Source organism: Paenibacillus sp. GSMTC-2017 (assembly GCF_016019935.1).
In the GTDB taxonomy this organism is placed as follows: Bacteria; Bacillota; Bacilli; order Paenibacillales; family Paenibacillaceae; genus Pristimantibacillus.
Map to the genome: position 1 here is coordinate 246,293 of NZ_JAECMT010000002.1, position 24,207 is coordinate 270,499.

Sequence of the window (24,207 nt, forward strand, 5' to 3'; positions counted from 1 at the left end):
TAATATTGAAAACCGCTTTTTTCCTTTTCGCTTAACTTCACTTCGTTCCACTCGCATCGTCTCCTGTCTTCATCTTTTTATTAACTGGATTTAACCAGTCACTAAGGAAATCTTACATGAAGAAGATGTACTCCTCATGACGTGAATATGAACTGAATATGAACCTGAAAAAAAAAGAATCGATCGATTCACGTTATGGCGTGAACTGATCGACTCTTATATATTTTCATCTTTTATATTGATTTCATTTTTTCCATATATACCTTTAAGCCTTCTGCGATTTCTTTAGAATGCGTATGATGTAAATAATGACCACCATCTAATTTCACCACTTCCCCGTGGATAGAATCTTTAGCTTGTTCTTCATGGAGAGGAATCCAATTTTCTTGGCCTTCATTAACCCCACCTTGTATAAATAAGAGTAGTGGCATGTTATTTGGGAATTTTAATCTTTGAGCTGATTTAAAGTTTTGCGAAAAATGTTCCATCTCATTCAAAGTAGTTGGTTCATACATATTTCTGAGAGTAATCAACCTTAATTGTTTCTTCGTTTTATCATCAAATGGCAGTCCTTCAAATGGATCAGGACCAAACTTTAGCATCAATCTGCCAAATCCAGAACTTTTAAGTAGCTTAAATGTTCCAATCGGAAATTCAGTATCCATACCGTCTTGCGTTGGAACACTAGTGTCTATTCCGATAAATGCACTTACTTCGTTCTCAAATTTATTTATATATTCTAAACCATAAATGCCTGTTATGGAGTGTCCCATCAAAATATATCGATCAATGTTTAGACTCTGCAAAGCTTCATGGATTTCATTTGTTATATTTTCTGATGTACGTTCCTTATCCGTTCCATCACTTAATCCATACCCAAATGGCTCAACAACAACTACCTTATAAAATGGAGTTAACTCTTTCAAAAGCGGTGTAAAATCAAGAGCCGGAGAAGCTGTTCCATATCCAGGTAATAAAACGATTGTTTCTTCTCCTTCACCTTCAATTAATACATTCATATTTTTCCCGTCTACAGGTACTAATTGACCATATGTGTCAATCTTTTTTAGATCCGACTTATTGCTGATCTTATTAGCGATAAATACGATCGCTATAAATAGTACGATTAATAGAACAATAACTATTACTGTTTTCAATAAAATTCTAAGTATTTTTTTCATCAGTTATTCACCTGGGTTATTGTGACTTTTGCAACTCGTACTCTACTTTTCCTTATACCTATCCACGACTTCATTACTTCTAGTTGTTTCACTCGCATCTTCTCCTGTCGTCATCTCTATGTTGGGCTGTCTTAATGCGCCACTAAAGAAAGCTTAAACGAAGAACATGTACTACCTATGACGTGAATATGAACTGAATATGAACAAGCAAAAAAACTATCGATTCAAATGCATGAAAAGTTGCATTTGAATCGATAGCTGTTAGAAAAGAAACGATTTCTGCTTAACATCTCTCAGATATTGATTAAACAATTGGTGGTAGAAGTGGCAAAGTGACTATAAAGGTCGTTCCACGACCAGCTTCGCTTTTAACCTTTATGATACCGTTATGAAGAGAAACGATCTGCTTAACGATAGCAAGTCCCATGCCGCTCCCATCATATTTCCGACTATGTGATCGATCCGCTTTGAAAAAACGCTCGAATATTCGTTTCTGGTCCTCAGGCGAAATCCCAATTCCAGAATCGGAAATCGTTACTGTCGCATTTTTAAAGTCATGCTCAACACTAACGGAAATGGTACCACCATCCTCCGAAAACTTTATACTATTCCCAATTAAATTAGTCCACACCTGATTTAACTGGATGTGATCAGCTGTTAAATGAACGGCTGGTAAATCCAGTTCAAATCGAATATTGCGTGCTAGCCACTGCGGCTGACTAGCGACTATTACTCGTCTTATCTGCTCATCAAGTTTGAGTGTAGTTAGTTGCATCCGATGTGCCTGTGAATCTAGCATACTAAGCTTTAATAAACTATCGCTCATTTTGGATATACGTTCCGATTCTGCGATTATAATATCGAGATAACGGCTCCGCTCGGCGTTCGTAATATCGACTTGCTTAATCGCTTTTGCATAGCCTGAAATCGAAGTCAAAGGTGATTGTACCTCGTGTGATACGTTAGCAACAAAATCCCGTCTCATATGTTCAAGTTGTTGTAGATCATGTGTCATTTCTTCAAAACTGCGGGCGAGTGTACCAAGCTCACCCTTTTGTTTAATATTCAGCTTTACATTAAAATCTCCAGATGCAATTCGCCTAGTCGCGACCGTTAATTTTTTTATAGGACTTACTAGATACTTAGCAGCTACTAACATCAACAGGCTCCCCATAGCTAGCGAAGCGATTAAAAAACCTACTACCCATTTTATTAAAAAATGTAACGAAGGAGTAATCGGTGTGACAAACATCGCTTTTATTCCTTTATCTGTTCGAAGTGGCAATCCCATCATTTGATTATTTATAACATTAGCTTTTTCATAAACAACTTCGCCTTCTAGCACTTTTTTTATTTGTTCAGTAGAAATATGAGTTATTATTTCTCCAGTAGGAACTCCGTAAGTTCCAATCTGCCCAGTCTCATCAAAAATCCGAATATAATGAGCATCGAGTTGCTTCATTTCTCGAACATAAGATTCTGCTTTATCATACGGCAATATCTCATAAATTCGGGTGATATCATGACCGAAATGCATTAAGTCCGTCCTTAATACCTCATCGAATTTTTCTTCAGATAACCAATATATTGAAATAAACGCTAAAATAGTACCTCCAATAACGGAGACTAAAAATGTCAATACAACACGGAAATATAAAGATTTAATCATTCATTAACCTCAATCCGATACCCAAGCCCTCGCACCGTTTCGATGTGAAAATCTGGTGTAGAAGCAAATCTTTCACGTAGTCGTTTAATATGTACATCTACTGTCCGTTCATCTCCTGCATAATCAATTCCCCATATTTGGTCGATTAATTGCTCGCGGGTAAATATTTGTCCGGGTGTTGCAGCAAGCTTATAAAGTAGCTCAAACTCTTTAAGAGGTAATGTGTAAGACTTCGTGCCATCGGTAACTTTATATGTTTGTCGGTCAAGTACAATATTGCCGAATTTAATACTCTGAGTTGAACCTATTCGATATCGTTTGAGCAACGCTCTAACCCGAACGGTTAACTCAAGTGGATCAAACGGCTTCGTTAAGTAATCGTCCGTCCCAAGCTGAAAGCCTTTTACTTTCTCCCACGTTTCTCCCCTAGCAGTTAACATTAGCAGCGGAAGATCAGGGCTAGCTCTACGAAGTTCCTTACATAAGGTCCAACCATCCATAACTGGCATCATAATATCAAGAATAACCAGATCAACAGGTGCCTTAGCATAGACTGCCAAAGCTTCTTTGCCGTTAGTGGCTTCAACTGTTTCAAATCCATCATTACGTAGAAATAAACAGACTAGCTCACGGATGTTCGCATCGTCGTCAGCAACTAAAATTGTAGGCATCCGATCTCTCCTTCTCTCTATCTCAAAGCTATCAATCTTCTACTATCATACTACTATAATGTATGTCCAAAATCTGCTCAATAATCAATCAGCTTGGTGAAATTTGTGTTCACCTCTTATTTCAAATATAATTGTAAAGTACATTTCTAAATAAAAAATGAACTAGAACCAGATAAGGGGAGAAATGATTATGACACTACACAACAAGACCGCTCTAATAACTGGTGCAGGAAAAGGTATCGGTAAAGCTGCTGCTATCGCGCTTGCCAAAGAAGGAGTACATTTGGGTCTACTTGCTAGAAGCTCCGCAGATCTTGAAGCTCTTCAGCAAGAGTTGACCTCTACATATGGTATTCGAGTATACTACGCTACAGCGGATGTTTCGAAACAAGATGAAGTTAATGCTTCTGTTGCCACATTGATTGAACAACTAGGCTCAGTAGATATCCTAATCAACAATGCGGGTACTGGCCAATTCGGCACCTTTATGGATATGGACCCAAGTGATTGGGAAAGAATTATTCAAGTAAATCTAATGGGTACATATTATGTAACCCGAGCTGTTTTACCTACTATGATTGAGCAAAATGAAGGAAGCATCCTAAATGTAGCTTCTACTGCTGGAGAACGCGGCTTTGCAACAGGTTCAGCGTATTGTGCTTCCAAATTTGCCGTATTGGGTTTAACAGAATCCCTTTTACAAGAAGTACGCAAATTCAACATACGTGTGACTGGTCTTACACCAAGTACAGTTAACACTGAACTAGCAGTTAATGCAGGTCTAAAAATTGGTGACGAAGATCGCATGATGCAGCCAGAAGATGTTGCTGAGCTAATTACGGCGACTTTGAAGCTTCCACAACGTGTATTTATAAAAACGGCTGGGATTTGGACAACGAATCCACAGTAAGAGGTTTTTTTGCAATAAATACTTCTAAAAGCCTTTCGGAAACGATTCCGAAAGGCTTTTTCATTTGAAAGTGATTATGCTGAATCATCCTCGCAGCCCAACCACACTTTTATCTTCGAAAGCAGTCGAGAGAACAATTAACGTCGTTGAAAATCCGTATGGACTACATTTATCAAGAAAATCCGCCATTGATTCAGTCGTTTGGGATAACACTTTCATCAAAAAGTTATACTCTCCGCTTATTCTGTAAAGATCAACAATTTCAGGAGAAGATTCACTAAATGCAACAAAATCGTTGCACATATTTGTTTTAAACAATACAAAAGCTGTTGTATAAATACCTAGTTTGTGAGGATTGAGCTTCGCACGATAGCCAGCAATAACTCCTTGATCTTCTAGCTTTCTTATTCTTTCTGTCACAGCTGGTTGCGACATCGCAATCATTCTGCTCATTTCAGATACAGGTAATCGAGCATTTTCGTACATCAAAGATAAAATTTTGGAATCAATTTGATCCATTCGTACAATCACCTCATTTATAAAGGTTAGAAACTTAAAAGAACTAATTAATTTAGTTTATATACACGATCTTCCTTAATATTACTATGTAAATGATAGGTTTTCTACAATAAAATGTAACTACACATTTGAAAAGGAGAATGCCCGATGTCAGTTACAATAAATAATCCCTTGTCTCTCGGTAACTTCCGATTAAAAAATCGACTAATTATGGCACCCATGCAACAATACATGGGTACACCAGAAGCTTTTGCTAATAATCATCACGTTGAACATTACGCTAGACGGGCAAAACATGTCGGGCTCGTTATTTTGGAATCCACTGCAATTTCTTCAAATGGGAGACTGTGGGCAAATGATATCGGCATTTATACGGATCGTCATGTGGAGCCTTTGAGAAAAATTACGGACGCGATCCATATATATCAAACACCCGTCTTTATTCAGTTATCGCATGGTGGGAGAAAATCTTCACCTGAAGTTACGGAAACTTTAGTTGCACCAAGTGCGATTGCATACAACGATCATTACGGCACTCCAGAGTCTTTATCTGCTGAGGGGATCGCAAAAGTTATTGAGGAATACCGTCTTGCAGCCAAACGAAGTATAAAAGCAGGGTTTGATGGGATTGAAATTCATGCGGCTCATGGGTTTTTAATTCATCAATTTTTATCACCACTTACGAATACGAGGTTAGATAGGTATGGGGGTACTTCCGAAAACAGAGCACGGTTTCTGAAAGAGGTTCTTTTTGCAATTAGAGGAGAAGTTGGGAGAAACTATCCGGTAATTATTCGAATTTCTGCAACCGACTATTCCGAAGGTGGGTTAACTCCGGCGGATTGGGTTAGGTTGTTACAACCACTTGAATCTGAATTAGATGCGATTCATGTCTCTACAGGTGGGAATGTACCCGTTAAACCAAGTGACGTATACGAAGCGTATCAGTTACCACATGCAGCTGCGATCAAACAGCATTTCAACATTCCCATTATTGCAGTTGGCAAGATTTATACCCGCAGCCTTGCAAACCATGTTCTCGCAGATCAATTAGCTGATGCAATTGCTATTGGCCGCCCTCTTTTAGATGATCCAGACTATGCTGAACATTTACTGATTCCTTAGAAAAATTATAGTTATGTACAATTACATTAACCTAAAATAACGAAGGTATCTAATTGAAAGGTACCTTCGCTTATTGTTAATCTTCTATATAAACATTCGACTTCATAACACTTACACCTATACACTCACATCCCTCGAATCGACTTCAAACCTTATAGTTTCAAGTATTTCACCTAAAACCGTCATCCTAATAGCACTAAGTGCAATCTTCTTGTAAGCACCAGTATCTATATTCCACGAATGGGATGTCTCGTCACTCCGTTTCGGGATTCCAATGACGCACTAGTAAGTTTTTAAACGTATGAAAGCAGCCATGTACATCTCCAACTACAAATAAATTCATGAGGTTCTTTAGTCTCCTTTAGCCGAGTTAACTTATTCATTTATGAGCTGAAAATGCCGATATTTCAATAATAAGTTCATTTACTATATCTAAACAACTATCAAAGGACGTGAGATCTTGCGTATTAATAACTATAATCCTATTTTTATTCAAAAGGGCAAAGGCAACAATCTATCAACTAATAAAGAGTTGTTCCAATCAACACTTTTCGAACAAACAATTGGAAAAAAGAAAGACGAAGAAACTAACGATAAATCAGTAGAAAAGAAAGGCAAACTAATCACTGCAAAAGAAGGAGCGTATGTTAGACAATATCTTATTAACTCTGACGGGTCAAAAGTTCTATTGAACGAAACGAAACAAGCCGCAGACGAGGGTATAAGCACTGAAAACTATTCACGTTCCCTTTCTAAGCAAACAATTACTCAGAATGACACAGATGGTATGAACGAAAATACGAAAGAAACTATACAACTGTTAAAACATTTTTTATCATCGTCGCAATAAAGCTAATGAAAAATAAAATTCAACCATCCCCTCCTGTACCTGTAAACCATAAGTAGCTTGATGATTTTCCAATATAGTTCTAGTAATAGATAGTCCGAGACCGGTGCCGCTAAACTTTTTACTACGGGAACTCTCCATAACAAAAAATGGTTCCCACACCCGCTCCCACTTATCCTTATCTTCAGTATCCGCACCGTTGGAAATTCGGAAATCAACCGTTTCCTCTTTTGTTACCAGTAGTAATCTGACGCGATTATCGGTCGTATATTTCATCGCATTCGTCAGAAAGTTGTGCAGAACCGATTGAAGCTTCACATAATCCGCCATAACCCATGATTTCGTAGGTTTATCATATTCCACTTCAAGTTCGATCCCCTGTTGCCTAAACGCTGTTTGGTAAGATTCAAGCGTCTCTTCTAACAATAGTGCAAAATTAATTGGTACAAAAGTATACGATTCGGCCTGTAATCTAGACAGCTCCAACAATCGATTAATCATATTTGCCATCGCTTCGCTCTGTTGCTTAATCACATCTGGATAGGTACCGTCGTCTAAGCCATCTTTTATCCCAGAAGCGTACACTTGAATTAAGGACAACGGTGTTTTTAATTCATGTGAAATATCAGCAATAAACGTTTTCAAATTTTCATTTTTTTGTTCCAGATTATGATGGGCATCCTTCAATTTATCACTCATTTTGTTGATGCTCTGAGCTAAGGACTCAATTTCATCTCCAGTACGAATGTCAACTTTAGTAAACGATAGTTTAGAAATACCCTCTGCCGTTTCATTCAGTTTTGCAATTGGCTTAACAATTCTAGTTACAAACGAAGCCGATAATAGAATAAGCAGCAATAATGCCCCAATCCAAATGTACGCATTAAATTGATTGACGATCCTAATCGTATCCGATGAGTGGGAAATAGATTCCCCAATAGCAAATACATAACCTTCAATCGGTAAAAAGTTTACTAAGTACCGCGACTTTAGCTTTGTTTGATCATATATTTTGTTTATTTTCCCACCCTCACGCAGCTTTGCGATACTTTCATCTGTAAGCCAGAACTTGCTGAGTGTGATATCTTTCCGATTCAACTGTTCCATTAAATGGCTATTTAATTCGTCGGTCGTATCCCTTAAAGAGGCTGATACAATCGTTACTTCATACTCTTCTTCCATAAGCTCGCTCTGCTTCAGCAATTGACTAAATTCTAATGTAGCGAGTTGTGAAGTTAAATCTTCAAGCTTATTCTTTTTCTGATAAAGAAAATATTTAGGAAGGAAAAACGAATTAATAACAATTGAAAGTACGATTACGATACCAAGTACAACCGTTATACGTAAAATCAACTTTTTACTCAGTTTACTCATCGGAATTTTCAAGGCAATATCCCATTCCCCTGTGCGTTTTAATATAATGCTCACCAATCTTTTCCCGAAGTCTGCGGATATGCGTATCGACCGTACGTTCCTCACCGAAATAATCGAATCCCCATACATGATCGAGTAACATTTTCCGAGTGACGATTAACCCTTTGTTTTCTATAAAATATTTCATGAGTTGAAATTCCTTATTGGTAGCAAATACGTCTTCTCCATGTCTATAAACTTTCTGGCCCTCCAGATCAATCATCAAATCACCTATCGTTACTTTGGATGCCATTTTTAACAGTTTTTTCGTACGAAGGAGTAATATTCGCGGATCAAAGGGCTTACGAACATAATCGTCCGCCCCCGATTGTAACGCGAAAAATTCATCCTCCTGCTCACCTTTAGCGGTCAATAGTAATACCTTCGTTTGACTTTGTTTCTTGATTAGTTGACACACCTCAACGCCGGTCAGCTTTGGCATCATCCAATCAAGAATTGCTAAATCCACTTTATTGTTATAAAACAGATCCAGCGCCTCTTCTCCATCCTGTGCTAGAAAAGTTGTAAACCCTTCTTTTGAGAAATAAGACTTTAATATGTTTAGCATAAGTGGCTCATCATCTGCGAGTAATAAGTTCATTTGTGCAGCCCTCCTGACCATCTTTCATTAAATAGCTGCTAAATCGAGTGCTTTTTTGATACGGCCTTCGTATATAACTATAGATTGCGGCTTAATCGTAGTTCCCTGATCGTCTTTGTAGTCAGAATCTGAGAAGTTAGCAATGACCTTCATATCGCTCCCAAAGTTCGTTTTTTGTACAAGACGATCTGGCGTAAGTGTGTGAAACCCCGTCATCGGTCGAGTAACCGCCTTTTGATGGAACGGAGTCCAATCCTTTAAATACGCGGCAATTCGTTTTTTATCCTTTTCCCATTCCTGCCCATCTAAGTGATACAACGGCGGGACATTATAAAGAAACTCCATCATCATCCGTTCGACAACGGCATCCTTAATTTTGTAGCTTCCCCATTCCCAGTGATGTGTTGTAATGACAGAATTATTATAGACCAGCTTGTAAAGCGGCAGAGAATAAGTAGGATCAATATAGATTTTTTTGTATAGATCCTTTATCGGAACTTGTTTACGGTATCTTTCAGGAATTCCACCTGTCGGAGAATAATAGCCCCCTACATAATATTGGCTTGTCTTATTCTTTCTCATATCAGGGTCACTCCACTTAATGACTGGTGTTTCAAGACCATGAGCGTAAGCAATCGTTCCGCTTGCAAAATCGTTTCCAGTTTCAGAGCCGACAACCATCCCTTTTTCGTTAGCGATATACGCCATTCTTTCTAATCTTGCTTTCATATCTTGTTCTTGAATAGTGGGATGTTCCCTTGAATAATCGTCGTAGACCTCACCTGTTGCATCGGCATCGACAAACCATGAGTTATACGTAATTCCGTCTTGCAAAATAATTTGCAACCGATCTTTAACAATGGGAAGCGACAACGTCGGGTTGAGCTTCCTACCTCTACCAAGAAATCCTTTTACATATTCACCTTTTTTATTTAAAATAGTCGCTTGCTCATATAGGTTGTTATCGCCGAAATAAGCCGTGTTCCAATCTTTATTTTCCTTTTTGTGAATCGAATGATACGAGTCATATGGAGCAATAAGATATCCTGCTTGTTCCGCTTGTTCCACAAACGTTGGATTCATTAATCCATTACTCCAATTCGGTAAACCAATCCAAGCATTATTAATGTTTAGCTGCTTCATCTCGTCTATAATTTCAGACGAATTCTCTTTACCCCATTGATCTATAGGTCTAATTGCATCTTTCAGAATGCTTTTGATCAACATTTTATTAAGCTCGTACAACTTTTGTTCACTTAAATTTGAAATCCCTTTGCTAATTAACTTTTGAGTAGCTTCATCTATCGGCTTAAAAATATTTGAATCGTAAAGTTGTTCCAACTTCAAAGCTTGATTAAATGCACGTACAATAACGGACTTCTGGTACTTATCCAAATAACTTTGTTTCGTAACTTCATTAAGTACTTGGTTAAATTCGCTCGCACCATCTTCGGTATGTTGCTCCAATAGTTGTGAAAGCCTTGGATAGAAAGGGCTCTCCAAAGTCTTCATCCATTTATCCCAGTCCATGTCCAAAGAAGTGATTAGATCGTTATTCCACAAATAAATATGTGGCGCTCCGTAAAGCTTTTTAATTTCTGGATTGGACTCTGCTTTCTCATCAAGCGTAACAATGCCCGACTTCGCTTCCACTTCCTGCTTATAAAGCCCCGCTATTTGAGTAGCATCGTTGTCCGTGACATACAAACGAAAGCCATACGTTTTGTCCAAATTAACAGAAGGAAACTCATGCGAAAATTGCAGTTGAATATCCTTTTCTGTATCAAATGTGACGTCATTATTAAAGGCATTTTTCAAAATGTATACTAATGAATAACTTGCCTTGTTTAATGCAAAGAAATTCATGGAAAAGGTCTCACTCCAACTTATTTCCTCTTCTTTCAGGAACATCTTCCAGTTTGAATCATTACTCGGAATAAATTTACCTTCCCACATTGGTAGCATGTAGCTAACAGCGTTCACTTTAGGCCATTGAAAATGATCTGCTCCCGTTGATTGGATCGTGATGTCTAGGTAAGTTGGTTTCTTTTCAATGTTGACCTTCACTTTATGTTCGGAGTAGCTCCATTGCACTTTTTGAGCATCTTTTTTATAATCCGTTACTTTTGACGCAGGTATTGGAATTGCTGCTTGCTCCTTTATACCGTCTTTATTAATCGTAATTTCAAATGTTTCTGGCTTTACAGAAAATGAAAAGTTTTTCGTAACCACTTTTTCTGTTGGATTTACTTTTACTTCGACTTGATTTTCAGTGATTTTCCCTTCCCCACAACCTGACAATACACCAAATAAAATGATAACCACCAAACTTAAAATAATCGTTCGTTCCATGTAGTCTACTCCTTCAATTATCTTCTTTACTTCCGCCTCCTCAATATAAAGATTGAATGTTACATCAGTATGACGAATACATCGTAATCCAAAAACGATAAGCACAAAAAAAGGCCGCATTTTGCGACCTCATTTTCCACATTAAATTAATGTCTGACACCCGTTCCATAAATCGTCTCTTTCACCTTTTCATCTTTAATCCCTTTTTTCTTCCGCACAATCTCCTGCTTATCATCATTAACAATCAACTGAAAAACATCAGGACGGCTATAATGCCCGACAACGTCAAAATCAAATCGGCTTTGTGCAACCTCACTAAGATCGAGTGTTGCCCCTCCAATTATGAACCATTTTTATCCATCAAATGTTGAAAACCATCCAATTATTTTTGTTCAACCCATCCATGTTCATTATTCTGATAAACTTTTGTCAACGTTAAGATACATAATAAGTCTGCATAATTGAGAAATAATGATAAGATAACAATCACAACTATGTTTATACGAATTGATGGAGGTAACACTCATGTGGAAACCAGAACGTGGCAGCAAAAAAACGCTATATGAGCAAATTGCCGACCATTTGGAACAAAAAATTTCATATGGTGAATATCCGCCGGGAAGTTTACTTCCATCCGAACGGAAATTAGCAGAGCAACTAGGTGTCAATCGGAGTACAGTTATTTTAGCTTTTTCGGAACTTCGTGCTCTTGGAATCATTGAAAGTCGGACAGGCAGCGGAACACGCGTTAGCCGAACGAAATGGGGAGCTACCCCCAAACATACGCCTAACTGGAGTCGTTATGCTGAAGGCGGCAGTTTTTTGCCAAACTTGCCTTTTATGCGGAAAATTCGAGAAGCGTTAACCCAAAATCCCTCTCTTATTGATTTCGCAAGCGGTGAACTATCGGCGGACCTAGCTCCAATCAATGAAATCACCTCATTAATGAAAGAAAATAACTATACGTCCTATTTGGGCTATGATAACCCGCAAGGCTATATTCCGCTGAGACAAGCACTTGTTTCCTATTTGGATCAATATCGTCATATCAAAACGACTGAATCGTCCATATTGATCACATCAGGTTCTCAGCAGTCCCTTTATTTAATTACGCAATGTCTTCTGTCACCTGGAGATGCCGTTGCAATAGAAGATCCATCCTATTGTTATTCGTTACCGATGTTTCAATCGGCCGGGCTCAGACTGTTCAGACTGCCCGTTGACGAACATGGCGTAAACCCAGAAGATATTCGATCCTTATACAAAAAACATCGTATCAAGATGGTATTTGTCAATCCGAACTATCAAAATCCTACAGGTACAGTGTTTAGCGTTGAACGGCGCAAACAATTGCTCGATATATCAAGTGAGCTAGCGCTACCAATCGTAGAGGATGATCCTTTTGGTCTAATTGCTTATGAGGGTGAACCTCCTTTGCCACTTAAATCTATGGATACAGTCGGTTCCACAATCTATATAGGTTCATTATCCAAAAAAGCCGCTTCTGGACTTCGGATCGGTTGGATGGTTGCTCCTAATTCCATTGTGGAGAGGCTTGCAGATGCTAGACAACAAATGGATTTTGGACTAAGCATCATTCCGCAACAAGTAGCATCTCAATTTTTAAAGTCAACCTATTTCGAACCTCATCTGGAACGTTTACGGATACAGTTGCATTATAAACGCGACTTGCTAATTGAAGCGTTGCAAAAGGAACTGCCTGATTTGATCTCATTTACTGTTCCGCAAGGAGGATTACATTTGTGGTGCAAACTTGTACCAGAGGTGCATGATAGCAAGTTATTAGAGGAATCCATACGAAGAGGTGTCGTTTTTGTACCGGGAAGCGTTTATGGTTCTGATTCAGGTTATGTCCGATTTACTTATGCAAGAGCCAAAGCTGATCAAATCGGCCCGGGTATTAAAAAATTTGCGGAAGCTTTGCGAGAGTTAATTCGCGAATAGCCATTGCGAAAAATATAATTAACAGCCGAGCACTTCTCTGCGATCAACCTGTTGATATTTATCAACAGGTTTTCTTAATGTCTAGATCTAAAGAACTATATTTGATCTTCCGATATACTAAATAGCCCATACATAATCTTACATACAACAGGAAGGAAGTTTACTATTGAAAAAGGTATCGAACATTGTACTACTCATTTTATGTTTCACCCTATGTATTCCCTCTATAGCATTCTCAGCTACATCATCACAAAAGGCACAGAAAATTAGGCATCATGCTAATTTTTATTTTGACCTTGATAAAAACAAGCTTGAAGTACTCACAACAGTAATTAGTTTTAATACCGGTTTAGCGAAAGGAAATGAATTTTTATTCCATGATAAAAAAATGCTACCTAAAGCTTCAAATGGTGAAGTATATAATGACACTTCGAGCGGTCGAATTGAAGGAACCGTTGTAGATACACCGACTGGGCTAAAAGCATATGCTGTTGTAGAACAATTGGATGAAAAAGTAGAAACGTATGTACATTCTATCTTTGAGTTTGACTATACAACAGCGACTATTCGAAAAGTAATGGAATCGAAAAAATCCAAAACCATTATTGTTTCATGGCTTTTTGCTTCATTAGGATATTACGAAATTAGCTATGGCTCAGAGATAGGTAATAGATACTCCCTAATAGACAATAAACGTTTGTTTGCTGACGGATTTATTATTAATTCACGTGATGTGATAAGCACTGCCTTTTCGCTAAATCCGCATCCGAAATCACTAAATTATGGGGTATTCTGCTCCACTAAAAAACCAGAAGACTGCAACTTCATCACGTCTGGTGGAAAGCTTGGTGCAAAAGTAAAAGTAAAACGAAATGAAGAGGCTTACGTATACGATAAAAAAACCAAAATCGGCACAACAAGCCGATCATTTAATGCTGGTGCTACAAAGATTCAAACCGTAAAAACAAATAATAAATACTTTCATTGGGAAATTACGGGGACGAGAAACGGAAATTCAAAAGTAATTTTTAACAGCCCAATGGACGATATTGAGATGTCCGTATCACCAAGTAACAAATATTTAATTCTCATAGCAGAAGACACTGCTAAAGATATGTTTACTATACATTCTTCGGTCGTACATATCTTTGACTTGGAAACGTTAACGCTTGTTCGAAAATATAATTCTCATGCAAAAGCTCTTGCGCTTGATGTGTATTGGAAATCAGATGAACTATACATGATAGATTATCATACAGATTATTATCCATCAGCTTTTTATTACATACCGAGTGCTCTACACATGCCTGCTCCCGGTTATGATGTATTAGCTCAGGAAACACACTTCGATACATTCTCGTACGAAGGATTATTTCATATCATACAACCTCGTGCTATAAAATGGGCAACTATGCATATTGAGTTTGAATCTCAACCTGCATTTACGATGAATGGACGAAACTTTGTTCCATTAAAAGAGTTTGCCAAAGCTTTTGGGATTAAATATGCAAAGGCGAAAGACAACATTACTTTTACTAGAGATAAATTAAAAGCTTCGCTTCCTTTAAAAAACAGTGGGATACTCCAAACAAAAGATAACGATTTTGTTCCACTAGGGAAATGGAATGAAGCACTTGGCTTATATTTATCTACAAACGATTTATTGGATTATGGCGAGCTGATTTTCTACGGTTCAAAAAGTGCAGCAGTAGCTGGCTACCAGCCAATACCGACTAGTGAAGACTACTATTCTCAACTATTAAAACGTGACGAATCAGGTTATGTTGAAGAGCAGCGTTGGCTCGCTGTAGGTAAGAACTTTGAACAAGATACAGTGCGAGGTGCAAGTATTACACTTCATCGTAACAACACAATGAGACTAAATGGTATCGACAATCCTTTTGTAGGAAAAACAATAACTATAGAAATTTATACACCTGACTTACAAACCTTAATAACGAAAGTACCTGTAACGCTTGGAAAGGATTATATGTATGATATTACAGTTCCAATTACACCTCTCAAACATGCAAGAGTAACCGTAATTGTTCCGGCTGTAGACAATGAATATTATGGCTATACACTTCAAGTACCGCCAGCTTTTAACAAGAACGTATTTTAATTAACTAACATACAAAAAAGATCGCTAACCACCTTAAAGTAGATGGACTAGCGATCTTTTTTAGAACATAATCAAACTTTGATACGGTATTTCAACTAGGATTTCTGCAACGCTTTAACATCATTTATGATCTTTTCGAATGGTGTATCTTCCATTCCATCATATTTGGCGACAACCGTCCCGTTCTGGTCGACTAGATAGAAATAAGTGCCATGAATAATTTGATCCGATGCACCATCCTTTGCGATGGGCACTTTAAATGATTGCAACACAAACGATTTTATTTCTTCATACGAGTAGCCAGTTAAAGCATTCCAATTCGTAAAATCGGCACCAAACTTCCCTAAATAACTCTTTAACGCCGCTGGTGTATCCCGCTCTGGATCAACGGAAAAAGAGATAATCTCCGCATCGACTTCGGCAGCCTTCAATTGTTTCTGAAGTTCGGCCATATTCATCGTCATCGTCGGACAAACGGTTTCGCAATACGTAAAGATCAAATCAGTAATCCATACCTTCCCTTTCAAATCCTCTAAAGAAACCGTTTGTTCATCCTGATTGGTAAATTCGAATTCACTCACTGGAAGGTTCAGCTGATTTGGCTTACTATTGCCGCATGCAGAAGTTACGATCATAATGACACTTATTATGATGGTGAGTACTGCTTTTTTCACCATAGTCGCCCCCTCTATTACTCCATTTTGGATAGCCACTGTACCAAACCATCTATTTCTTTATCGCTCAGCCGTTTATGATAGGAAGGCATTCCTTTTCCACCTTCTCTAATAACCAACTCTAACTCTTCATCTGTTAATCTAACACCCGCTGTAAGTAGCTCAGGACCAACCCTTCCGCTTAGATCGACAGCATGGCAAGATATACACTGCTTTTTATAAAGTGCAACTGCTTCTTCATCAGCTGGTGTCGTTATCGTTGCCTCAAGCACAGTGTAATCTACCTTTTGTCCGCATCCACTTAATACAAGCAATATGATTAAAGCTAATCCGAATCCATATATACGCTTCATCACGTATCTCTCCTTTCGGCTAGATCGCTAATTTTATACGGCAACCATGTTGTACATCATGATCCACATAGAGCCAGCAACAATGACGAGCAATATAACTAGGCCAAAAAGCAATGACATTAAATTGTAACGTGGTTTCTTCTCTTCACGAAGATGCATAAAGAACAGCAATTGAACGCCGAGTTGAAGAACAGCGGCAACCATTAATACAATCGTACTTGCTTTTCCCTCTAACCAACCATTTAGAACTACTGCAATGGGTATTACGGTAAACACAATGGACAATATAAATCCAATCGTATAGGATTTGAACGAACCATGTGTCTCTTCACTCGAATGAGCCGCATCAAGCTTTGCCATCTAACTCACCCCCATTAAATAAACGACAGTAAATACGAAGATCCAAACAACATCAAGGAAATGCCAGAACAAGCTGACGACATTTACCTTTCTTTTTGTGACAGGAGTAATGCCCTTTTTTGAAATCTGAATCATAATACCAATCATCCACACGATCCCGATAATGACATGTATGCCATGTGTTCCTACTAATGTATAGAAAGCAGATAGGAACGCACTGGTACCCATAGTCGCACCTAAACTTACCAAATGTGTGAATTCATTTATTTCGAAAATGATAAAAACGATACCTAACAATACGGTTATACCAAGCCAACCAAGCAAAGCATTACGTTTCCCTTTATTCATAGCGAGTAACGCTAGACCACATGTATAGCTACTTGCAAGTAAAATAAAAGTACTAATGATGATACCATTTATTTCAAAAAGGTCGGCGGGACCTGGCCCGCCGTTTGTATTATTTCGCAATACGATATAAGTCGCAAAGAAAGTACCGAACAAGATGACATCCGTCATCAAATAGATCCAGAACCCTAAACTGCGCATCTCTTCCTGATTCGGATGGTCATGATGCTCCGCATGCGTATCACTTTGATTCGCTTGCCCGGGTGCGTGAGAATGAGCCATTAGTCTAACACCTTGCCTTTCATCGCTTCCGTTCGCTCTATTTCATCGACTGAAACGTAATAATCTGTATCGTAGTTGAAGGAATGTGCGATCATGCAAATCGCAACACCTGCTAATCCTGCTATAACAAATGTCTCCCATCGGAACACAAACCCAAAGCCCGCAATAAACCAACACATCGACATAATGAACGGATTTCCCGAACTTTTTGGCATATGAATTGGTTCGTACTTAATTGGTGCAGGCTTAGCTTCGATCCCCTTGCCTTTTCCTTCCTTAGCACGCAGCTTTCTCTCCCACCAATCATCTTGTTCAGTTACATGTGGAAGAACTGCAAAGTTATAATGCGGCGCTGGAGATTGAATGGACCATTCGAGAGTTCTACCGCTGTTCCAAGGATCTCCTGTAGTATCTAGGTTCGCATTACGATGTTTTACTCCATGTGCGATCTGCCATACTTGGAAAATAAATGCGATCCCCATAAGAACTGCTCCGACTGTGGAAATTACGTTCAAATCCATCCAGCCTTTGTCCCAACCATATGTGGAAATACGACGCGTCATACCCATTAGTCCAAGGACATATTGAGGCATGAAGCACAGATAGAATCCGATGTTCCAGAACCAGAACGCCCACTTCCCAATACGTTCGTTTAACTTGAAGCCGAACAACTTAGGCCACCAGTAATAAAGCCCCGCAAAGTAACCGAAGACGACACCACCGATAATAACATGATGGAAATGTGCTACTAGGAAATAACTGTTATGGAACTGGAAATCTGCAGGTGCAACGGATAGCAGCACACCTGTAAGTCCGCCAGTTACGAAACATGGGATAAATGCAATTGTCCATAACATAGGCGTTTCAAACGTAATTTTCCCTCGGAACATCGTAAACAGCCAGTTGAATACTTTGACGCCCGTAGGTATAGCTATGAGCATCGTCGTTAAGGCAAAGAAGGCGTTTACGTCGGCCCCCGTCCCCATCGTAAAGAAGTGATGGGCCCATACAAGAAACGATAGTCCACTTATAATCATCATGGCAAATACCATAGATTTGTATCCGAATAACTTTTTCTTCGAGAAAGTCGCTACAATTTCTGAGAATATACCAAAGGCAGGCAGCACGATAATATATACTTCTGGGTGACCCCACATCCAAATGAGATTGATGTACATCATCGGGTTTCCGCCGCCATCTAGCGTGAAGAAATGAGCGCCAGCGTATCGGTCTAAAAACAGAAGACCAAGTGTAGCCGTCAAAATTGGGAACGAGAAGATGATTGCAATACAGCTCGACAATACCGACCATGGGAACATCGGCATCTTCATCAATTTCATTCCTGGCGTACGCATCTTTAGTATCGTGACTATAAAGTTAATTCCGGTCATCAAACTACCGATACCAGAAATTTGTATCCCCCATATATAGAAATCTTGTCCGACTCCCGGGTTATACATGAGTTCCGAATATGGCGGATAAGCGAGCCACCCAGCATCAGGTGAACCTCCAATAATAAACGATAAGTTGAACAACATCGCTCCAGCAAAGAACAACCAGAAGCTAAGTGCGTTCAAGAATGGGAATGCGACATCCCTCGCTCCGATCTGGAGCGGGACCATGACATTAAACAAACCGAACATAAACGGCATCGCCATAAACAGAATCATAATGACGCCATGCGTCGTAAAAATTTGGTTATAATGATCCGGCGTCAAAAAGCTCATCTCTGGCGCAATCAATTGCGCTCTCATGAGTAGCGCATCCACTCCGCCGCGGAACAACATCAAAAAGGCTGCTAGAATGTACATGATACCGATTTTTTTATGGTCAACCGTAGTTAACCATTCCGTCCATAACCATTTCCACTTCTTAAAATAGGTCAGAACGGATACGATTGCGATAATCGTCAGTGCAATACTGACATCCGCCCCATATATCATTGGATCTCCCGTTACGAAAAACTCGGAAGCGAATTCCTTCACTTTCTCCCACATGAGTAACTCTCTCCTTACTTGTTTTGACCTGCGGCTGTTTCTTTAAGCTCAAACTTTTGTGCTTCTTCCCATGACAGTCCATGATTATGTGACGCTCCGTATTTGGTCACAGTCATTTCAAACAGTCCTTCGGGGAATGTCGAGAAGCTCTTTTTCTCAGATGTCGCAGGTTCAGCCAATTTCTTGTATCCATCAAGCGTTAATGTTGGTGATTTTTCTTTAATCCCATTCACCCAATCATCAAACTCTTCTCTAGAAGTGGCTTCAACATCAAAATACATGTCACCAAAATGGGTTCCTGTAAAGTTTGCGCCCGAACCCCAATATTTACCTTGCTCGTCCGCTTGCAAGTACAAAGTCATCGCCATACCGGACATCGCATAAATTTGGCCGCCTAATTGCGGAATCCAGAACGAGTTCATCGGAGAATCTGCAGTAACTTCAAAACGGATTGGCACATCTTCGGGAATCTTAAGTTCATTCACAGTTGCAATACCCTGTTCTGGATATTGGAACAGCCACTTCCAATTAAGTGAAGTTACTTGAACAGTAATTGGCTTCTGCTCAGACACCAAAGGTTTGGAAGGCTCAAGCGCATATGTGCTTTTTACTGTAATAACAGCCAGTATCGTAATAACGATAATCGGTACTCCCCACCAGATGAGTTCAAGCTTAGTGCTGTGCTCCCAACGCGGAGTGTACGCCGCTTTTCTCCCTTCCCTGTCGCGATATCGCCAGACAATTACAGCAGTCAATATAAGTACTGGAATAATGACGATAAAACATAACAATGTCGAGATAATCATCAAGTCCTTCTGCTGCGCTGCAATTGGCCCTTTTGGATCAAGCACGACCATGTTTTCCGTGCAACCAGTGACTAGCAGCAGCATGCCCAGCATAAGAATTGCTGCAAGCCGTTTGTAGGCTTTCGGTAATTTCAAACTTCTCAGCTCCTATCTACTTCCATTCGTTCTTGAATCTATCTCACTTTATAAGAGAACGAATATAGTGTCACCAACCGCTTGACGGCAACATAGAACCAACCATGTTCAATATTTCGCAACAATATAAAAATAAAAAAGAATAACAAAAAAACTCTTCCGCTTAATGGAAGAGTTTAATTGCAGTCCAATTGATATCGATCAGCTACCAGTTGCTGTAATTGGTTTGCTCAATAATGAAGTGTCAAACAAGCGGTGTGCTCAAATACATAGTCAAGTGGCTGGTTACTTTTCATAAGAATCCTTATATATTAAAGCCAACATCATTTATATCACTATATCCCCGATAGATTGGAGTTGTTCGTAATGCTCACAAAAGAAACATTGCAAGGCGTATTCGTACCTATCGTTACACCATTTGACAGTCATGGCAATTTAGATACCCACTCGTTTAAAAAACATGTGAAGCGCCTAGTCGAAAAAGGGGTCCAAGGTATCGTCGTAAACGAGATGATCGGCGAATCTAAAGCAATCGCAACTTCTGAATTAGAGATCCTTATTACAGCTGCCCGCAAAATTCTTAACGATCTACCTCTAATCATTGGAACAGGACTAAGCAATACATCAGATACAATAAAAAAGACAACGTGGTTCAAATCACTTGGTGCCGACGCTGCTCTCGTTGCGGCTCCTTTTAACAATCGTTCTTCCCAAAAAGGTATAATCCAGCATTACCAAGCTCTAGTGGAAGCCGAACTACCTATTATTCTTAATGATAATCCTAGCCTCACAGGTTCATCCCTCGGAATGGAAACGATTAAAGTGATTATGGATATGAATCATGTCATAGGGATGAAAGAAGACACAGGCAATATTAAACGCTATTTCAAATTAGCCCGATCATTAACAAAACCCGTCCTCTGTGGCGAGGACGAGTTGTTTTTTTCTTCCCTTTGCACCGGAGTGAAAGGCGGCATATTGGCAAGCGCAAACTTGGATAGTGAGCAGTTTGTACAAGCATATAAGATGTTCCGTGCAGGTAAAATAGTTGAAGCAGGACAAATTTTTGATCGATTGCTCCCGCTTATTCAATTTCTGCTTTCAGAACCAAATCCCGCTCCGCTCAAATGGCTATTAGCTGAACGTGGTCATATTCGTTCGGATCATCTACGAGCAATTTAGCGCTCGAAAAATCATTATTTTTCAGATTCAACCAGTTTCACAATTTTATCTGCAATATCTTCCGCTTGTAATAGCGATGAGAATGAATCAGCAGCAAAATAATTTTCCATTTCAATTTCAATGATACGATTGTTTTTGACCGTATCTAAACTATTCCATGTCATTGGTAACTTAGGTGGCTCTTTGCCTTCTACACTAAGAACAATGATGTAATCTCCAACATAATCATTTACTGTTTCCCAAGAAACTTCAATACGATCTAACTTTTTGTCAATAATTTCACTTTTCACTTTAGGCGCAGGGGTAAGACCTAACAATTCGTAAGCTGCTCTGCCCCCACGTTCACCATTTTTGCCAATGACCATTAAAAATTTGTCTACTGTAATATAATCCACGATAGAGATCGTCGCATCTTTTGGAAGTGCGTTTTTCACTTTATTACGGGCAGCTTCCGTCCGTTTATCGAAGTCTTCAAGCCATTTTTTAGCTTCTTCCTCTCGATCCAAAATATGCCCCATTGCTGTTATTTCTTCATGAATCGTAGCATACTGGCTTGTATCAAATACGACCGTAGGCGCAATTTTAGAATATTTTTCATAAGCTTCTTTATTCCAAGTTATTATAACATCTGGAGTAAGAGACAATACTTTTTCAAAAGAAATACTACCTTCTGCTCCTATATCTTCAACTGTTTCTGGTAAAAAGGGTTTTAGAAAAGCTGCATAGTTCATTTGTGTATTGGAAGCACCGACAGGCGTAACGCCTACAGCTAACACTGGACCAAGATCCCAGTCAACGACAACACGTTCTGGATTAGAAGGAACACTTATATCCCCCATCACTGTTGATATTGTTCTGGTACCTGTATCTACTTTCGATTGATTAGAAGATGTAGGTTGTTGTGATTCTGTTACCTGATTTGTTTTGCCACTTGTTGAACTTTGATTATTAGTACCTGTACTTCCATTCCCGCAGGCTGCAAGTAACAATGTCAATACGAGCAACATCGTTAACCCTATTGTAGTTCTTGTTCTTTTCAACATCTGTTTGTCCCCTTTAGTGAATGATTGATAATGATTATCACAATCATTGTAACAAGCTGAGACATACTTGCCCATGGAGGATATGAACTCTTCCCATGGACGATCTGAACCAATCATTTTATCCTTCGCTAACTTTTTGTATTGTACAGGTGTCATCCCTACTTGTTTTTTAAATATACGTGTGAAATAAAAGAAATCACTATAACCAACATGCTCGGCTATTTCTTGTGCTGTTGCATCTGTTCGAATCATTAGATCCTTTGCTTTTGCCATTCTCGTCTGGATCACGTATTCAATAGGACTTGTTCCTGTACGACGTTTGAACTGTCTCGACAAATATTGAATACTATAATTCCATACTTCAGCCAATGAATCGAGAGTTATTGGCTCATTATAGCGTTCGTGGATGTACGTAATCACTTGTTCTACCATATCGATTTCTTTGGAAACCACGCCTTGTACCTGAAGTTGCCCAGCTAGTGTATGTACAAACTGATAAAAGCGTATTTTAACATGGAAACGCTCCAAAATATCTCGATGATTCCATTCCTCATACATAGAATCTACATGTCGATATAACATTGTTGGAGCTAGTGGTCGACAGCCATACTGGAGCTGAAAAGGGTTATTCAATTGATATAACTTAAAGGTCGCTTCAGTTGATTTAGTAGAAATGTTACCTCTATATAATATGTAATAGTACGTAACATCCTCTTGTCCCACTTCGATTCGTACTCTGCTTCCTTTACCTGCATGTAGCAAATAAAATCGTTCAAATGTATGTTTTTCACCATCTAACCAAATTGATCCTTGTCCTTGTACAACAAAAATATAGCCACTTGTAGGGAGAAGATGTTGCTGTTTCCCCCTACTACATATGGCAAGCTGACGGATATCCACCAGTTGAATGAACGCATTATCCCATACTTGGATATACTCTTCCCAGTTCACCCTTAATCCTCCACCGTTCTATGACATGCTGGGCCTATCCAGCAACATAACTTAGACATGTAATTATGATCATAGTAGATAACGATTATCATTGTCAATTATTATTAACAGCTCGGATCACCTTTCTAGAATAGATCACTTCTGACAGATTCTACGATATTGGTAAAGTAAGAAAACCGCATTTACACGGTTAATCCCGTTATGCGGCTTTCTTAATTGTGCTTAACTATGAGTAATCAAATTACCATTTTCTATAAGGCAAAAACTTGCCATTCATCGTAAGAATGATACGATCCCCTCTAGGGTCCTCTTGCTTTTCCAAATCAAATTGGAAATCAATTGCGCTCATGATGCCTTCGCCTACTTTTTCTAAAATAAGTTCTTTAATGGTTGGTCCGTATACGAGTAACATTTCATATAAGCGGTATAGACCAGGATCCGTTGGAGGCATTTGCATAACATCGCCTCTGTGTGGAATTTGCGTAAGGGCCTGTACAACTTCATCATCTAACTCGAGCAACTTACCCATCTTTTCTGCTTCTGAACGATCCATTGTTGCTTGACCAAGTAGTGCCGTTACGATCCAGCTTTCTGAATGATCCCCTGCTGCTGCAATTTCACCCCAAGTTAAACCTTTAGCCACTTTAGCATCCACTATTTTTTGAGTTGCATCTTTTCTGTTCATTTTTCATTTCTCCTTTTTT

22 protein-coding genes and 1 pseudogene are annotated in these 24,207 nt (G+C 39.0%); 7 read left to right on the forward strand and 16 right to left on the reverse strand.

Annotated elements, in window-relative coordinates:
• Window positions 1–233 precede the first annotated feature (233 nt).
• The 3 genes from I6N90_RS08385 to I6N90_RS08395 form a co-directional block, all read right to left on the reverse strand.
• On the reverse strand, window positions 234–1,181 hold the full coding sequence (locus I6N90_RS08385; protein ID WP_197935081.1) for an alpha/beta hydrolase: 948 nt from the start codon (window positions 1,179–1,181) through the stop codon (window positions 234–236).
• Window positions 1,182–1,485: 304 nt separating this feature from the next.
• Window positions 1,486–2,850, reverse strand: a complete 1,365-nt coding sequence (locus I6N90_RS08390; protein WP_197935082.1) for a sensor histidine kinase — start codon at window positions 2,848–2,850, stop codon at window positions 1,486–1,488.
• Window positions 2,847–3,521 (reverse strand): response regulator transcription factor, encoded by a 675-nt coding sequence (locus I6N90_RS08395; RefSeq protein ID WP_197935083.1) that lies wholly within the window; start codon window positions 3,519–3,521, stop codon window positions 2,847–2,849. The genes I6N90_RS08390 and I6N90_RS08395 overlap by 4 nt, the downstream gene beginning before the upstream one ends.
• A gap of 190 nt (window positions 3,522–3,711) precedes the next feature.
• Here I6N90_RS08395 and I6N90_RS08400 point away from each other — a divergent pair, with 190 nt between their 5' ends.
• Window positions 3,712–4,431, forward strand: coding sequence for a 3-ketoacyl-ACP reductase (locus tag I6N90_RS08400; protein ID WP_197935084.1), 720 nt, complete (start codon window positions 3,712–3,714; stop codon window positions 4,429–4,431).
• An 84-nt stretch (window positions 4,432–4,515) separates the two neighbouring features.
• Here I6N90_RS08400 and I6N90_RS08405 read toward each other — a convergent pair whose 3' ends face one another.
• The gene (locus I6N90_RS08405; RefSeq protein ID WP_197935085.1) at window positions 4,516–4,950 is read right to left on the reverse strand and encodes an Lrp/AsnC family transcriptional regulator; all 435 of its coding nucleotides are present in this window, start codon (window positions 4,948–4,950) and stop codon (window positions 4,516–4,518) included.
• A gap of 147 nt (window positions 4,951–5,097) precedes the next feature.
• Here I6N90_RS08405 and I6N90_RS08410 point away from each other — a divergent pair, with 147 nt between their 5' ends.
• Together I6N90_RS08410 and I6N90_RS08415 are read left to right on the forward strand one after the other, a co-directional pair.
• The gene (locus I6N90_RS08410; RefSeq protein ID WP_197935086.1) at window positions 5,098–6,075 is read left to right on the forward strand and encodes an oxidoreductase; all 978 of its coding nucleotides are present in this window, start codon (window positions 5,098–5,100) and stop codon (window positions 6,073–6,075) included.
• A 460-nt stretch (window positions 6,076–6,535) separates the two neighbouring features.
• A complete protein-coding gene (locus I6N90_RS08415) occupies window positions 6,536–6,925 on the forward strand; it encodes a hypothetical protein (RefSeq protein WP_197935087.1) in 390 nt (129 codons plus the stop codon).
• Here I6N90_RS08415 and I6N90_RS08420 read toward each other — a convergent pair.
• The 4 genes and pseudogenes from I6N90_RS08420 to I6N90_RS08435 all read right to left on the reverse strand — a co-directional run.
• A complete protein-coding gene (locus tag I6N90_RS08420) occupies window positions 6,911–8,296 on the reverse strand; it encodes a sensor histidine kinase (RefSeq protein ID WP_197935088.1) in 1,386 nt (461 codons plus the stop codon). The two genes, I6N90_RS08415 and I6N90_RS08420, sit on opposite strands and share 15 nt — an antisense overlap.
• Window positions 8,289–8,936, reverse strand: coding sequence for a response regulator transcription factor (locus I6N90_RS08425; protein WP_197935089.1), 648 nt, complete (start codon window positions 8,934–8,936; stop codon window positions 8,289–8,291). Before I6N90_RS08425 ends, I6N90_RS08420 begins: the two co-directional genes overlap by 8 nt.
• 27 nt (window positions 8,937–8,963) lie before the next feature.
• On the reverse strand, window positions 8,964–11,288 hold the full coding sequence (locus tag I6N90_RS08430; RefSeq protein WP_197935795.1) for a glycoside hydrolase: 2,325 nt from the start codon (window positions 11,286–11,288) through the stop codon (window positions 8,964–8,966).
• A 146-nt stretch (window positions 11,289–11,434) separates the two neighbouring features.
• Window positions 11,435–11,620, reverse strand: a pseudogene (locus tag I6N90_RS08435) (hypothetical protein); the annotation flags it as partial.
• A 193-nt stretch (window positions 11,621–11,813) separates the two neighbouring features.
• Here I6N90_RS08435 and pdxR point away from each other — a divergent pair.
• On the forward strand, window positions 11,814–13,253 hold the full coding sequence (gene pdxR, locus I6N90_RS08440) for a MocR-like pyridoxine biosynthesis transcription factor PdxR (RefSeq protein ID WP_197935090.1): 1,440 nt from the start codon (window positions 11,814–11,816) through the stop codon (window positions 13,251–13,253).
• A gap of 166 nt (window positions 13,254–13,419) precedes the next feature.
• Entirely contained in the window at window positions 13,420–15,375 is a 1,956-nt protein-coding gene (locus I6N90_RS08445; RefSeq protein ID WP_197935091.1) for a hypothetical protein, read from the forward strand.
• Window positions 15,376–15,470: 95 nt separating this feature from the next.
• Here I6N90_RS08445 and I6N90_RS08450 read toward each other — a convergent pair whose 3' ends face one another.
• The 6 genes from I6N90_RS08450 to cyoA are packed head-to-tail and all read right to left on the reverse strand — an operon-like array spanning window position 15,471 to window position 20,327.
• Window positions 15,471–16,049 carry an SCO family protein gene (locus tag I6N90_RS08450; protein ID WP_442950958.1) on the reverse strand — a complete coding sequence of 193 codons (579 nt, stop codon included), beginning with the start codon at window positions 16,047–16,049 and terminating at the stop codon, window positions 15,471–15,473.
• A 17-nt stretch (window positions 16,050–16,066) separates the two neighbouring features.
• A complete protein-coding gene (locus I6N90_RS08455) occupies window positions 16,067–16,402 on the reverse strand; it encodes a c-type cytochrome (protein WP_197935092.1) in 336 nt (111 codons plus the stop codon).
• A gap of 33 nt (window positions 16,403–16,435) precedes the next feature.
• Entirely contained in the window at window positions 16,436–16,762 is a 327-nt protein-coding gene (cyoD, locus tag I6N90_RS08460; RefSeq protein WP_197935093.1) for a cytochrome o ubiquinol oxidase subunit IV, read from the reverse strand.
• Complete coding sequence (gene cyoC, locus I6N90_RS08465; protein ID WP_197935094.1) at window positions 16,763–17,389, reverse strand: cytochrome o ubiquinol oxidase subunit III; 627 nt, start codon at window positions 17,387–17,389, stop codon at window positions 16,763–16,765.
• Window positions 17,389–19,386 carry a cbb3-type cytochrome c oxidase subunit I gene (locus I6N90_RS08470; RefSeq protein ID WP_197935095.1) on the reverse strand — a complete coding sequence of 666 codons (1,998 nt, stop codon included), beginning with the start codon at window positions 19,384–19,386 and terminating at the stop codon, window positions 17,389–17,391. The genes cyoC and I6N90_RS08470 overlap by 1 nt, the downstream gene beginning before the upstream one ends.
• 14 nt (window positions 19,387–19,400) lie before the next feature.
• Entirely contained in the window at window positions 19,401–20,327 is a 927-nt protein-coding gene (gene cyoA, locus I6N90_RS08475; protein WP_442950950.1) for a ubiquinol oxidase subunit II, read from the reverse strand.
• 166 nt (window positions 20,328–20,493) lie between these two features.
• Here cyoA and I6N90_RS25060 point away from each other — a divergent pair, with 166 nt between their 5' ends.
• Window positions 20,494–20,625 (forward strand): hypothetical protein, encoded by a 132-nt coding sequence (locus I6N90_RS25060; protein WP_269669467.1) that lies wholly within the window; start codon window positions 20,494–20,496, stop codon window positions 20,623–20,625.
• 53 nt (window positions 20,626–20,678) lie between these two features.
• Entirely contained in the window at window positions 20,679–21,509 is an 831-nt protein-coding gene (locus I6N90_RS08480) for a dihydrodipicolinate synthase family protein (RefSeq protein ID WP_232242792.1), read from the forward strand.
• Between the two features lie 14 nt (window positions 21,510–21,523).
• Here the strand turns inward: I6N90_RS08480 and I6N90_RS08485 are convergent, their stop codons facing one another.
• Window positions 21,524–23,503, reverse strand: a complete 1,980-nt coding sequence (locus I6N90_RS08485; RefSeq protein ID WP_197935097.1) for an ABC transporter substrate-binding protein — start codon at window positions 23,501–23,503, stop codon at window positions 21,524–21,526.
• Window positions 23,504–23,744: 241 nt separating this feature from the next.
• Window positions 23,745–24,188: a cyanase gene (cynS, locus tag I6N90_RS08490; protein WP_197935098.1), complete on the reverse strand. Its 444-nt coding sequence runs from the start codon at window positions 24,186–24,188 to the stop codon at window positions 23,745–23,747.
• Window positions 24,189–24,207: the final 19 nt, after the last annotated feature.

What these genes read in the sequence shown, in the direction of transcription:
- cynS (WP_197935098.1), bottom strand. Translation starts at nt 24,188, where the DNA reads ATGAACAGAAAAGATGCAACTCAAAAAATAGTGGATGCTAAAGTGGCT.
- I6N90_RS08410 (WP_197935086.1), top strand. Translation starts at nt 5,098, where the DNA reads ATGTCAGTTACAATAAATAATCCCTTGTCTCTCGGTAACTTCCGATTA.
- pdxR (WP_197935090.1), top strand. Translation starts at nt 11,814, where the DNA reads ATGTGGAAACCAGAACGTGGCAGCAAAAAAACGCTATATGAGCAAATT.
- I6N90_RS08430 (WP_197935795.1), bottom strand. Translation starts at nt 11,288, where the DNA reads ATGGAACGAACGATTATTTTAAGTTTGGTGGTTATCATTTTATTTGGT.
- I6N90_RS08400 (WP_197935084.1), top strand. Translation starts at nt 3,712, where the DNA reads ATGACACTACACAACAAGACCGCTCTAATAACTGGTGCAGGAAAAGGT.
- I6N90_RS08425 (WP_197935089.1), bottom strand. Translation starts at nt 8,936, where the DNA reads ATGAACTTATTACTCGCAGATGATGAGCCACTTATGCTAAACATATTA.
- I6N90_RS08420 (WP_197935088.1), bottom strand. Translation starts at nt 8,296, where the DNA reads ATGAGTAAACTGAGTAAAAAGTTGATTTTACGTATAACGGTTGTACTT.
- I6N90_RS25060 (WP_269669467.1), top strand. Translation starts at nt 20,494, where the DNA reads ATGGAAGAGTTTAATTGCAGTCCAATTGATATCGATCAGCTACCAGTT.
- I6N90_RS08470 (WP_197935095.1), bottom strand. Translation starts at nt 19,386, where the DNA reads ATGTGGGAGAAAGTGAAGGAATTCGCTTCCGAGTTTTTCGTAACGGGA.
- I6N90_RS08395 (WP_197935083.1), bottom strand. Translation starts at nt 3,521, where the DNA reads ATGCCTACAATTTTAGTTGCTGACGACGATGCGAACATCCGTGAGCTA.
- I6N90_RS08385 (WP_197935081.1), bottom strand. Translation starts at nt 1,181, where the DNA reads ATGAAAAAAATACTTAGAATTTTATTGAAAACAGTAATAGTTATTGTT.
- cyoD (WP_197935093.1), bottom strand. Translation starts at nt 16,762, where the DNA reads ATGGCAAAGCTTGATGCGGCTCATTCGAGTGAAGAGACACATGGTTCG.
- cyoC (WP_197935094.1), bottom strand. Translation starts at nt 17,389, where the DNA reads ATGGCTCATTCTCACGCACCCGGGCAAGCGAATCAAAGTGATACGCAT.
- I6N90_RS08390 (WP_197935082.1), bottom strand. Translation starts at nt 2,850, where the DNA reads ATGATTAAATCTTTATATTTCCGTGTTGTATTGACATTTTTAGTCTCC.
- I6N90_RS08405 (WP_197935085.1), bottom strand. Translation starts at nt 4,950, where the DNA reads ATGGATCAAATTGATTCCAAAATTTTATCTTTGATGTACGAAAATGCT.
- I6N90_RS08455 (WP_197935092.1), bottom strand. Translation starts at nt 16,402, where the DNA reads ATGAAGCGTATATATGGATTCGGATTAGCTTTAATCATATTGCTTGTA.